Source organism: Flavobacterium muglaense (assembly GCF_014305155.1).
GTDB classification, from domain to species: domain Bacteria; phylum Bacteroidota; class Bacteroidia; order Flavobacteriales; family Flavobacteriaceae; genus Flavobacterium; species Flavobacterium muglaense.
The window spans coordinates 236704-249380 of the sequence record NZ_JACRUK010000001.1; the positions used below are offsets into that span (position 1 = coordinate 236704).

The following is a 12677-nucleotide window of genomic DNA, read 5'->3' on the forward strand; positions in this document are numbered from 1 at the left end:
ACTAACTTTAATAACTCTTTACAATTAAAAACTCTTAAAAAACGATATTATGATAAAAGTTTGTATAGCAGACAACTACCCTGTAGTACATTTTGGAGTAAAATCCTACTTCAAAGACCACGCCGACATTTCTATAACAGCAAATGTTGGAAGCTTCTTAATGATTAGAGACATACTTCTCACTAAAGATATTGACGTATTAATTTTAGACCTTGAACTAGAAGGACTTGCAAGTATATTTGAAGTTAAGTCTATTATTAAAAACTTTCCTAAGACCAAAATAATCATCTATAGTGGCCTTTCTGAACAAATCTATGCTCCAAATGCTATTAAAGCAGGTGTGTCTGGATTTGTACACAAGAGAGAAAAACTAGAGACTTTAGGTCAATCGATTGTAAAAGTGCAACAAGGAAAGATCATCATGAATGAAACCGTGAAGAAAAATCTTGCCTTAATTGCAAAACAAAGCAAAAGCGAAAGATTATACCGAAAACTATCGAACCGCGAGGTTGAAGTTTTACGTTATTTAAGTGGAGGAAAAAAGAATCATGAAATTGCCGATATTCTTAGCCTTAACGAAAAAACGATCAGTACGTATAAATTGCGATTATTAACAAAATTAAACGTTACTAACCTTGTTGACCTTGTTGATAAAGCAAAAAAACTAGAAATCGTTTAATTAGAATCGAGACATTACCCTACCTAATTTTTTAGAAAAGGCATTTGTTAATCCATTGTAATCCTGAATCATAGTCATAGGCTCTGTATTATCTGCTTCGGCAGAAATGGAGCCTTTTAACTCTTCAATGATTCTACCCACAAGATACCAACGCAGTGTCAAAATAGTTTCAGAAACATTTTGAGCAATTGTGTCATTCTTGGATTTTGGAAAAATATTTTGCCCCTCCCAGTTGTGCATTACAAGTCGCTCTTCCTCCATGAGGATATCCGTTACTTCTTGCGCAAATTCGGGCTGCAAATGCATTAAATACTGCTCCAAACTGAACTTGTCATTTTGGAGATAGTAGTTAATCAAATCATTGAATATGTCTTTAAATAAAGGATTCGCTAGTTCAACCTCATCCTCCTGAAGACTCAAATAAATTCTTTGAAAAACTTTGAACGCTCTATTTTCAGTAACCATGACAATTTCACCGTCGTCATTGGTCTTCATGAATGTATCTTCAAACTCTTCTGTTTTATTTCCGTACAAAAGTAAAATCTCGATGATTTTTCGCTCTAAGCGATATAGAATATCTACTTTTTGAGCTTCAACTTGATCTTCATTTTTAACTACCTCAAAAGCCTTTTTACCTTGATCTTGCTTTTGCTTTTTTTCAATCTCAGCAACATCTTTTTGAGACAACTGTGCCAATGTACTCACTAAAACCTGCTCAGAGATATCCATGATACGAGAACATTCTTGAATATACACTTCGCGCTGAATACGGTCCGGAATTTTAGAGATACTAGTAACCATATCCCTAATCAAATCGGCTTTCTTGATAGGGTCATTTTTTGCCTCATCCATCAATGTTGACGCTTTGAACTGTATAAAATCCTTTGCGTTTTCGTCTAGATACGCTATTAATGCATCATGAGGTGTTTTTTTGGCAAAACTATCCGGGTCTTCACCATCAGGAAATGTACATACTTTTACATTCATCCCCTCTTCTAGAATCAAATCAATACCACGAATAGCTGCACGCAGTCCAGCAGCATCTCCGTCAAATAATACGGTGATGTTTTTTGTTAATCTATTAATCAAGCGAATTTGATCAGGAGTCAATGCCGTTCCTGACGATGACACTACATTTTCGATACCCGCTTGATTGAACTGAATCACATCTGTGTATCCTTCGACCAAATAGCAATTGTTTAATTTGGCAATCGATTGCTTCGCTTGAAAAATACCATATAATACCTTACTCTTGTGGTAAATATCACTTTCTGGTGAATTGAGGTATTTAGCCGCTTTTTTATCATTGGTTAAGATACGTCCTCCAAATCCTAAAATTCGCCCTGACATACTTTGAATAGGAAACATTACTCGCCCTTTAAAGCGGTCAAAAGGCCTATCTTCTCTAGCAATTGTTAATCCTGTACTTTCTAGAAATTCTAATTTATATCCTTTGCCTAATGCTTCTTTTGTAAAAGCGTCCCAAGCTTCCGGCGAATAACCCAAACTAAATTTTTCGATAGTTTCAGCAGTAAATCCTCTTTCTTTAAAATAAGAATACCCTATTGCTTTACCTTCTTCCGTTTTCAAAAGAGTTTTATGGAAATAATCTTTGGCAAATTCAGACACAAGATACATGCTTTCACGCACGTCAGTAATGGCTTTTTCTTCATCAGTTTGCTCTGTTTCTTCGATTTCGATATTGTACTTATTTGCTAAGTATCGAATAGCTTCTGGATAGGTGAAATGAGAGTGTTCCATCAAAAAAGCAACAGAATTACCACCTTTTCCAGAACTAAAATCTTTCCAAATCCCCTTGGCAGGAGATACCATAAAGGAAGGCGAACGCTCATCAGAGAACGGACTCAAACCTTTAAAATTACTACCGGCGCGCTTTAAATGGACAAAATCACCAATAACCTCCTCTACTCGAGCAGTTTCGAAAACAGTATCTATAGTCGCTTTTGAAATCAATTTATTTTGGGGTAAAAGTTATAAAAAGTCAAAGATACAAAGTATTCCTGGCAATGATTTACATTAAACAATACAAAAACTATTTCTTTCTTTCAATAACGTAATTCACCATAAGGATCAATGCGTCTTTAAAATCAGATTCAGGGTAATTATTTAATAAAAGTAAAGCTTCTTGCTGGAATTCAGCCATCTTGTTTTCAGCGTATATTAAACCGTTATTGTCTTTGACAAAAGCAATTACTTCTTTGACTCTTTTTTTGTCTTTGTTGTGGTTTTTGATCGAATTGATCAACCATGATTTTTCTTTTGAAGTACAAGTATTCAAAACATGAATTAAAGGAAGCGTCATTTTTTGCTCCTTGATATCGATACCAGTTGGTTTTCCGATGGCTTCATCCGTGTAATCAAATAAGTCGTCTTTAATCTGAAATGCCATACCTATGAGCTCGCCAAATTTTCGCATGTTCTCTACTTGTACAGCATCTTCAATAACCGATTTTGCACCAAGAGCACAGCAAGCCGCAATAAGTGTAGCGGTCTTTTTTCGAATGATTTCGTAATAAATATCTTCTGTAATATCGAGTCTTCGGGCTTTTTCAATCTGGAGTAATTCGCCCTCACTCATTTCGCGTACAGCGACAGATATAATTTTGAGTAAATCAAAGTCGTCATTGTCTATTGACAACAAAAGTCCTTTTGACAATAGATAATCACCAACCAATACCGCAATTTTGTTTTTCCAAAGCGCATTGATCGAGAAAAATCCACGACGGCGATTACTATCATCCACCACATCATCATGTACCAGTGTAGCAGTGTGAATAAGTTCAATTACACAAGCCCCGCGGTAGGTACGCTCGTTGATTGTTCCTGCAGAAACCATCTTAGCAGTAAGAAAAACAAACATAGGACGCATTTGTTTCCCTTTGCGGTTTACTATATAATAGGTAATCCTATTCAGTAAAGCCACTTGCGAAGTCATCGATTCATAGAACTTTTTTTCAAAAAGTTCCATTTCTTTAAAGATGGGCTGTTTTATTTGTGAGGTAACATTCATTTAGATTTCAAAGTTACATCTTTTAGTAAAAAGAATGTGTTTTTAACGCAATTTAACTACTGCAATTTAAAAAAATACCCACTTAACATTGCTAACCTATTCTTAATTGTATCAGCAGTTTTGTTAAAGTTATCTTAATCAGCAGTTCTCGTTGTACTTCTAAGTTTGCATGACAAACATAACAACTAACAAATGAAAATTTCAAGAAAAATCGCATGCTTTCTTTTCCTTCTGTTTTGTACGCATTACATGAATGCGCAATCAAAATCGGTTTCAGGAAAAGTGACTGACTCCGCTGGGTTTCCACTAACCGGAACCACAATTGTAGTTAAAGGAACTAAAAACACAGCAATTACTGATGCAAATGGGAATTTTAGTATTACCACCGAAAAAGGAAAGACATTGGTTTTCTCTTTCATGGGATTCACCACAAAAGAGATTTTAATTACTAATCAAGATTTCCTGACCGTTTTACTGCAAGACGATTCGGTATCATTAGGCGAAGTTGTGGTTACCGCTCTGGGTATTAAAAGAGACAAACGCGCACTGGGTTATGCCTCACAAGAATTAAAATCGGATGATATTAATAAAGTAAACTCGGCTAATTTTGTATCAAACTTAACTGGAAAGATATCGGGCGTTCAAATAACAGGTTCTGGAAACGGAATCACAAGTTCTTCTCGTATAACTATTCGAGGAGATAAGTCCTTAAACATCAACAATAACGGTCCATTATTTATAGTAGATGGAATCCCTATTAACAATAATGTTTATGGTGTAGGTGGATCTGCAACGACTCAAACTGATTTACCAACTGATTACGGAAATGGAGCCTCAGAGATTAATCAAGAAAACATAGAAAGCGTAAACGTCCTAAAAGGAGCAGCAGCATCTGCCCTTTATGGTTCAAGAGCGGCCAACGGTGTAATTGTAATTACTACTAAATCAGGTAAAAAAGGAAAAGGAATGGGGGTTTCAATCTCGTCCTCATTTATGACCAGCGAAGCATTACGATTACCCGAAATACAAGGTATTTACGGCGCTGGCTCTAAACAAACTTACGATATGGGAGCTGACACCAACCTAGGACCACGATTTGACTCGGGTGTTTCACTACTACAAAACGGCAGCCCTGGTTATTCTATAGGCCAAGGTCTAGTATTACCTTTCGAATTTAGATACAACTTAAATGATTTCTTTCGAAAAGGAAATTCTATTTCGAATTCGGTTTCCGTTTCTGGTTCTGACGAAAAAACAAATTTTAGATTGAGTTATGGAAAAACTACAAGCGAAGACATTGTTCCAAACTCGAATTTAAAACGCGAAAACATCAGTTTAAACTTGAATTACAACATTTCGGACAAATGGAAACTAGCAACCGTTGCCACATATACCAAAAGTGCTAGTGACAACACACCTGTGTCCGGTTATGGAAGTCAAGGAATTATGTACAACTTACTATGGAACCATACTAATGTTGATCTAGACTGGCTTAAAGAGTATTGGATTGTGAAGGATGTAAAACAAAATAGCATGTTTGGCTGGGGAGATAATCCTTTTAAAATTGCTTACGAAAACATCAATGCTTTCAAAAAAGGCCGCCTTTTTGGTAACATATCGTCAACTTATCAAATCAATACTGACTTCTCTTTCATGGCCCGTATAGGTATGGATAATTCTAATGACTTTAGATGGTCACGAAGACCTATTGGTTCCTCAAGATACACGCAAGGAATGTACCGAGAACAAACAATTGGTTTTACAGAATACAACTCAGATATGTTATTGAGTTACGATCATACTTTTGGAGACTTTTCGGTTAAAATATCTTATGGAGCCAATAGTATGAATCAATACACCTCCGAAAGTAAAATTGAAGGACAAGGAATTAGTATTCCCGGAATTTACAATTTACAAAACATCAATGTAACGCCTATTTCGTCTAGAAACATTTATAAAAAACGCATTAATAGCATGTACAGCTTGGCTAACATAGGATATAAAGACTATTTATATTTAGACCTTACCGCTAGAAATGACTGGTCATCTACGCTTCCTGCAAATAACAACTCTTATTTCTATCCCTCGGCTTCGTTGAGTTTTATTCCAACATCAGCCTTTGATCTGAATAAAAACATTGATTTTCTAAAAGTACGAATGAATGCAGCATCAGTAGGAAACGACACTGACCCATACCGCTTATTAAAAACCTATAATAACGGATCTCTTGCTGGTACCTTAACAAACCCTAATTCAATACTGAACAGTAATTTAAAACCCGAGATCGCTACGTCGTACGAACTGGGAATTGAAGCACAATTTTTCAAAAAAAGAATAACGCTAGATGCTAGTTATTATATTACCAACTCTAGAAACCAAATTGTAGGACTAGACATTTCACAAGCTACTGGTTTTAATTCGAATGTAATAAACGCTGGTAAAATTCAAAATAAAGGAATCGAACTAGGGTTAGGAATTACGCCTATTAGAACTAAAGATTTTGAGTGGTCGCTTAACGCTAATTTTACTCAGAACCGCGGAACTGTAAAAGCATTAACTGACGGAATTAATAATTACATCATCGCGCAAGGTCCTAATGGCGGTACAATTGAAGCTCGTGTAGGAGAACGCATGGGTGACATATATGGTCGTGGCTACTTAAGAAGCCCTGACAATCAAATTGTTTATGACAATACTGGAAGTCCTATTCTAGACACAAAAATTAAGAAAATAGGGAATTATAATCCCGATTGGATGTTAGGACTTGCTACCAATTTAAAATACAAGAACATTACGCTAAATGCTTTATTTGATGTACGTCATGGCGGAAAAATCTATTCGATGACAAACGCCATCGGGATGGAAAGTGGTATTCTTGCAGTTTCACTTCCTGGACGTGAAACTGGCATAATTGGTCAAGGCGTAGTGCAAAATACCGATGGCACATACAGCCCTAATACGACTTCAATAAGCGCCGAAAACTGGTATTATTCGAATGCCTTCCGAAGAGATAATATTGAAGCCAACTCCTTTGACGCATCTTACGTAAAACTGAGAGAACTAAGTTTGAATTATCGATTCCCTACGCGATGGATCAACGCTGTAAAAATGCAAAATTTAAGCATGGGTTTAGTTGGTAATAATTTGGCCCTTTGGACGAAAGTCCCAAACATTGATCCCGAAACACAAGCCATAAGTGGCGGAACACTTTTACCGGGATTTGAAGTACTGCAATTGCCTTCATCTAGAAACTACGGAATCAAATTAAATGCTTCATTCTAAAAAAAATTACCATGAAAAAAATTATATTATTACTACTATTATGTGGTACTTGTTTTTCTTGTACCGATGGATTCGAAGAAATCAACACAAATAAAAATCAACCCACAGCCTCACAGCCTAAACAAATGCTACCTAATATTATCTTTAACTTGGCTAACACCAATGTTTCTAATGCTTTCAACTTTGGTGATATTGTTGCACAATACGGAGGTAATTATGAATACAATGAACTCGATGTTTACAATTGGGGAGCCGACGATCGTTTTTGGGGTATGTACAAATGGCTTAATGATATTTATGATCTAAAAAAACAAGCCATAGCAATAAACGATAAAAACTATGAAGCTATAGGCCTTGTACTTGAAACCTACACCATGAGTCTAATTACTGATTCCTATGGAAACGCTCCTTATTCTGAAGCTTCAAAAGGAGAAGAAGGGATTCTAAAACCTAAATATGACACTCAAGAAGCAATCTACACCCAACTACTTTTAAATTTAGACAAAGCCAATAGCTTAATTGATATCAAATCAAAAGTAGAAGGTGACTTGCTTTTTAACGGGGACATGATGAAATGGAAAAAATTTGCTAATTCACTCCACATTCGGCTTTTGATGCGCATTTCGAATAAAGTAAACGTAAGCACTAAACTAACCGAAATTGTTTCAAAACCTACAGATTACCCGTTATTCCAGTCTAATAGCGATAATGCTAATTATGTTTATTCGGGTAGTTTCCCTAATATTTCTCCCATGAGTGACGGGATTAACAGACTCTATGGTTACAATATTGTAATTCCATCTACTCATTTAGTAAATACTTTAATTACCAATAACGACCCACGTCTAGGCGAATGGATTGACCCAATCGTAGGGACTACCAATCAACTAGGGCTGCAACCCGGGCTTACATTAGATCAAATAGGAGAACCTTCGAAATATTCCAGAAGATCCGAAGATTATTTTTATACAAAAACAAAAATTTCATCACTATTTATGACCTACAGCGAATTAAACTTTTTACTTGCTGAAGCACGCCAAAGAAACTTGATTACCACTGGAGCTGCTCAAAGCTATTACAATACTGCTGTAGAAGCATCCTTTAAACAATGGAATGTGATCATGCCTACTGATTACTTGACTGTAACAGCACCCTATAGCCCAACAACGGAGGTTTTATATACTCAAAAATGGTTAGCTTTATACCACACTGGCGTAGAGTCATGGTTGGATTACAAAAGAACAGGCAAACCTAGCTTTATCAAGGCAGGACCTGGAGCCAAAAACAACGGAAAAATCCCAAGAAGGATTATGTACCCTAGCTTAGAGCAATCAGTAAATAAAGAAAACAATAGCGATGCTTTGCAAAAAATGGGCGGAACAGATGATATTAACGCAAAAACTTGGTGGGATAATTTTTAATTAAAAAAAACATGAAAAAAATATTTTTATTACTGACTTTTTTTAGTGTATTAAATAGTCAAGCACAGCAGGCCGAAAACATTATCATTATTACCACAGATGGTTTTAGATGGCAAGAAGCTTTCAAAGGAATGGACGAAACGTTAGCAAGAGATAAAAAATTCAATCAGAATGACAGCTCTTATATTTATAAAAAATATTGGGCAGAGAATGAAAGTGAACGTAGAGAAAAACTATTGCCCTTTATGTGGTCTATACTTGCCAAAAAAGGACAAATATATGGCAATAGAACACTAGGTAATAAAGTAAACAATGCCAATCCATACTGGTTTAGTTATCCTGGTTATAATGAAATCATGACGGGATATGCCGATACCTTAATCAATTCAAATCATTACCCTGCAAATCCGAATAGTACTGTTTTAGAGTTTTTAAGCAAACAAACTAAAATAAAAGGAAAAGTAGCAGCATTTGGTGCCTGGGATGCTTTTGACAACATTTTAAACGAAAAAAGAGCTGGTTTTCCCGTCGTATCTGCTTTTGATAAAGTAGGAGGTAAAACGCCAACAGAGAGACAAAAATTAATTAATGCTATGCTAGCCGATTCTTTTAAACCTTTTCATGAAGAAGAATGTTTGGATGTTTTTACACATTATGGTGCCCTTGAAGAATTAAAAACGAATAAGCCGAAAGTGCTCTACATATCGTATGGCGAAACTGATGAATGGGCACATGCAGGATTTTATCGTTCGTATCTTGACGCAGCCCATCAAGTAGACGCTTGGATTAAAGAAATTTGGGATTTTGTTCAAAATGATCCGCAATACAAAGACAAAACTGCTCTAGTTTTCACTACCGATCATGGTCGAGGAGACCTTACAAAAGCAGAATGGACGAGTCATGGACCTCATATAAAAGACGCTTCTGAAATATGGTTTGCTACCATGGGACCTCAAATTGAACCAAAAGGCGAAATGAAAAACGATACCCAATTATATCAAAATCAATTTGCTCAAACCATGGCAAAAATCATGGGCTACAAATTTGAAGCCAATCATCCAATTGCGAATGAAATTCCAGGAGTGGCTAAATAGAGTGCTTTGACAGCTAAAGCAAAAGAGCTTGACAATATTGTCAAGCTCTTTTGCGTTCTACACAGTTGACACCTCATTCTATCTGCTTAAATATTAGTATAACTGGTAAACTGCACTAAAATAGGTTGATTAAAAACGTGCTTTTTACGACTCCATTTTTTGTAGTTTTACAGCTAATTAATCTCCAGAATCAAAACCTAAAACCTACTAACTAAAACCTGAAATTATGAAAACCAAAAAACTAGTAATCGGCTTATTGTTTAGTGTATTTACTTTTACGAGTTGCACACAAGAATCTACTACAAATGCCACCGACACCAAACTAACAACTAATGATGTTGTTGAAACCCAAACCATGGACAATGCAATTGATGATATTTCACTTATTGCCGATGATCAATATGAAGCTACAGAAGGATCTACAACTGGAAAAAGCACAAACAACTACAAATCTATTCTACCTGATTGCGCTACGATAAGCGATCTAGAATCAACCGATTTAGTTCGAAAAATAACAATTACTTTTGGTACCGCTACCACTTCATGTGTATTTAGAGGTCGTACTTTAAAAGGCCAAGTTATTTTGACTAGAACCAAAGGAACAAGCTTCCCAAAGGTCATGACAGTTACTTATAATGATTTCTATATCAATGAAAACAAATTAGAAGGAACACTAACTTGGACCCGAACAATGGTTGGTGACGGAGCTACTTTACACCCTAAAACAACGTACAGCACTACCGATATGTCTTTAACGACAACATCAGGAGTTTATACGCGTACTGGACAATTGACTAGAGAGATGACTGCTGGATTTTCGACTAGATTAATTTCAAATGACGATGTATACGCTATTAGTGGAACTGTGATTACAACTAATCCACAAAAAGAAGTTTTTACATCTTTGATAACTACAACAACACCGCTAGTATATAAAGCCGAATGTAGCTTACTACAAATCCCTAAACCTTACCCCGTAAGTGGCATATTGAAAATAACAAAAAACAACAATTACGCTACTATTGATTATGGTACTGGAGATTGTGACAATATCGCAATGCTTTCTATCAATGGAGGTACTGCTGCTCAAATTACTTTGGGAAAATAAAACCAAGGCGGTTGAAAATAAAAAAGGAGTTCAAATTAAATTGAACTCCTTTTTTTATGCTTCTTTATTTGCTAGTTGACCACAAGCTGCATCAATATCCTTACCTCTACTCCTACGTACTTTTACCACAATCCCGCTTGCTTCGAGTGCTTTTATATAAGCATTAGTCGCTTCTTCAGAGGCTTGTTGAAACTCTCCATCATCAATTGGGTTGTATTCGATTAAGTTTACTTTACAAGGAACATATTTACAAAATTTAACCAAAGCATCTATTGCTTCTTTATTGTCGTTAATCCCTTTCCAAACCACATATTCGTATGAGATTTTAGATTTGGTTTTTCGGTACCAATATTCTAATGATTCGCGTAAATCTGCCAAAGGAAAATTAGCACTAAAAGGCATGATTCTCGCTCGAACTTCGTCAATAGCAGAATGTAGTGATACTGCTAATTTGAATTTTACATCATCATCGGCTAATTTCTTGATCATCTTAGGTACTCCAGATGTAGAAACCATGATACGCTTTGGCGACATACCCAAACCTTCCTCGGAAGTAATCATTTCAATGGCTTTTAATACATTGTTGTAATTCATCAATGGTTCACCCATTCCCATGAAAACAATATTAGAAAGTGGGTGGTTGTGATACAAACGACTCTCTTTATCGATGGCTATAACCTGATCGTAAATTTCGGCAGGTTCTAAGTTTCGCATTCTTTTTAATCGCGCTGTTGCGCAAAAGTTACAATCTAGACTACAACCTACTTGACTAGAAACGCAAGCTGTGGTTCTTGTATTAGTCGGGATTAAAACCGACTCTACCACTAATCCATCATGTAAGCGAACAGCATTTTTTACTGTACCGTCTTCTGAACGTTGCATGGCATCTACTTTAATGTGATTAATCACAAAATTTTGTTCCAACATGGCACGTGTTTCTTTAGAAATGTTTGTCATATCTTCAAAACTGTGTGCACCTTTGCTCCACAACCATTCATAAACTTGATTACCGCGAAAGGCTTTGTCTCCACTGGTTACAAAAAATTCGCGTAAATCTTCTTTTGATACTGCTCGTATGTCTTTTTTCTCCGTTTGCATGCTGCAAATTTAATGACTATTTGTTGATTTGTTGTTTTGATAATTTAATAACTTTGTAAAAAATTAAAAAATGCATTTCATTTCAGTAGAATTAGAAGATTACATTGAGCAACACTCTGAAAAAGAACCCGCTTTATTAGCGGCTTTAAACAAAGAAACGTATCAAAAAATTCTTTTGCCACGCATGCTTAGCGGTCATTTTCAAGGTAGAGTTTTGAGCATGTTAGCCAAATTAATTAGACCGATAAACATTCTAGAAATAGGGACTTATACCGGTTATTCGGCTTTGTGTTTGTGCGAAGGAATGCAAGAAAATGGTGTTTTGCACACTATAGACATTAAGGAAGAGCTAATTGATTTTCAGCGCAAACATTTTGACAAGTCTCCTTGGGGAAAGCAAATTGTACAGCATCTGGGAGAAGCAACGGATATTATACCTACGCTTGACGTTAAATTTGATTTGGTTTTCATCGATGCTGATAAGGAAAACTACATCAATTATTTTGAATTGATTGTTCCTAAGATGAATAAAGGCGGTCTCATCTTATCAGATAATGTGTTGTGGAGCGGTAAAGTACTGGAACCTTTGAACCCAAAAGACATTAGTACTAAAATACTACTTGAATACAATATACTCTTAAAAAACGATCCTAGAGTAGAAACGGTTTTATTGCCTATTCGTGATGGATTAACGGTAAGCAGAGTGCTTTAAACTAAATGTTGTTATTGCGTACGGAGTTTTAGCCCAGATGGGAATGGAAATCCTTGTGGCGTAAAAATGAATTTTTCTAAACAAAAAAGAGCGACCAACGGAAGGAGGGCACTGAAAAAGTGTTTCTAATAAATTAAGACCTAAAAAGGAGTAGATATCTATGGATTTCTACTCTTTTTTTCTTATATTTAAGTCTAATTATAAGTGTTTTTTAGATGTTAATACAACAACAAACAATACAATTCAGCGAGC

At 35.8% G+C, this 12677-nt stretch carries 9 protein-coding genes; 6 read left to right on the forward strand and 3 right to left on the reverse strand.

Annotated features, from left to right (window positions below; all coding sequences use genetic code 11):
- The first annotated feature begins 49 nt into the window (after window positions 1-49).
- A complete protein-coding gene (locus H8R24_RS01090) occupies window positions 50-679 on the forward strand; it encodes a response regulator transcription factor (RefSeq protein WP_187016726.1) in 630 nt (209 codons plus the stop codon).
- On the opposite strand, the gene dnaG is transcribed toward H8R24_RS01090, so the two are convergent.
- Both dnaG and H8R24_RS01100 read right to left on the reverse strand, forming a co-directional pair.
- On the reverse strand, window positions 680-2653 hold the full coding sequence (gene dnaG, locus H8R24_RS01095) for a DNA primase (protein ID WP_187016727.1): 1974 nt from the start codon (window positions 2651-2653) through the stop codon (window positions 680-682).
- A 79-nt stretch (window positions 2654-2732) separates the two neighbouring features.
- Window positions 2733-3710, reverse strand: a complete 978-nt coding sequence (locus H8R24_RS01100) for a polyprenyl synthetase family protein (RefSeq protein WP_187016728.1) — start codon at window positions 3708-3710, stop codon at window positions 2733-2735.
- A 192-nt stretch (window positions 3711-3902) separates the two neighbouring features.
- Between H8R24_RS01100 and H8R24_RS01105 the strand changes: the two genes are divergently transcribed.
- The 4 genes from H8R24_RS01105 (at window position 3903) to H8R24_RS01120 (ending at window position 10615) form a co-directional block, all read left to right on the forward strand.
- The gene (locus H8R24_RS01105) at window positions 3903-6992 is read left to right on the forward strand and encodes a SusC/RagA family TonB-linked outer membrane protein (protein WP_187016729.1); all 3090 of its coding nucleotides are present in this window, start codon (window positions 3903-3905) and stop codon (window positions 6990-6992) included.
- Window positions 6993-7003: 11 nt separating this feature from the next.
- Complete coding sequence (locus tag H8R24_RS01110; protein ID WP_187016730.1) at window positions 7004-8413, forward strand: SusD/RagB family nutrient-binding outer membrane lipoprotein; 1410 nt, start codon at window positions 7004-7006, stop codon at window positions 8411-8413.
- A gap of 11 nt (window positions 8414-8424) precedes the next feature.
- On the forward strand, window positions 8425-9507 hold the full coding sequence (locus tag H8R24_RS01115) for an alkaline phosphatase family protein (protein ID WP_187016731.1): 1083 nt from the start codon (window positions 8425-8427) through the stop codon (window positions 9505-9507).
- 226 nt (window positions 9508-9733) lie between these two features.
- Window positions 9734-10615 carry a hypothetical protein gene (locus H8R24_RS01120; protein ID WP_187016732.1) on the forward strand — a complete coding sequence of 294 codons (882 nt, stop codon included), beginning with the start codon at window positions 9734-9736 and terminating at the stop codon, window positions 10613-10615.
- Window positions 10616-10669: 54 nt separating this feature from the next.
- Here the strand turns inward: H8R24_RS01120 and rlmN are convergent, their stop codons facing one another.
- A complete protein-coding gene (rlmN, locus tag H8R24_RS01125; protein WP_187016733.1) occupies window positions 10670-11713 on the reverse strand; it encodes a 23S rRNA (adenine(2503)-C(2))-methyltransferase RlmN in 1044 nt (347 codons plus the stop codon).
- 70 nt (window positions 11714-11783) lie between these two features.
- Here rlmN and H8R24_RS01130 point away from each other — a divergent pair, with 70 nt between their 5' ends.
- A complete protein-coding gene (locus H8R24_RS01130) occupies window positions 11784-12425 on the forward strand; it encodes an O-methyltransferase (protein WP_187016734.1) in 642 nt (213 codons plus the stop codon).
- Window positions 12426-12677 lie beyond the last annotated feature (252 nt).

Bases quoted from the DNA above. Each gene is read 5' to 3' on its own strand.
- H8R24_RS01120 (WP_187016732.1), top strand. From the start codon at position 9,734: ATGAAAACCAAAAAACTAGTAATCGGCTTATTGTTTAGTGTATTTACT.
- H8R24_RS01115 (WP_187016731.1), top strand. From the start codon at position 8,425: ATGAAAAAAATATTTTTATTACTGACTTTTTTTAGTGTATTAAATAGT.
- H8R24_RS01090 (WP_187016726.1), top strand. From the start codon at position 50: ATGATAAAAGTTTGTATAGCAGACAACTACCCTGTAGTACATTTTGGA.
- H8R24_RS01105 (WP_187016729.1), top strand. From the start codon at position 3,903: ATGAAAATTTCAAGAAAAATCGCATGCTTTCTTTTCCTTCTGTTTTGT.
- H8R24_RS01100 (WP_187016728.1), bottom strand. From the start codon at position 3,710: ATGAATGTTACCTCACAAATAAAACAGCCCATCTTTAAAGAAATGGAA.
- H8R24_RS01110 (WP_187016730.1), top strand. From the start codon at position 7,004: ATGAAAAAAATTATATTATTACTACTATTATGTGGTACTTGTTTTTCT.
- rlmN (WP_187016733.1), bottom strand. From the start codon at position 11,713: ATGCAAACGGAGAAAAAAGACATACGAGCAGTATCAAAAGAAGATTTA.
- H8R24_RS01130 (WP_187016734.1), top strand. From the start codon at position 11,784: ATGCATTTCATTTCAGTAGAATTAGAAGATTACATTGAGCAACACTCT.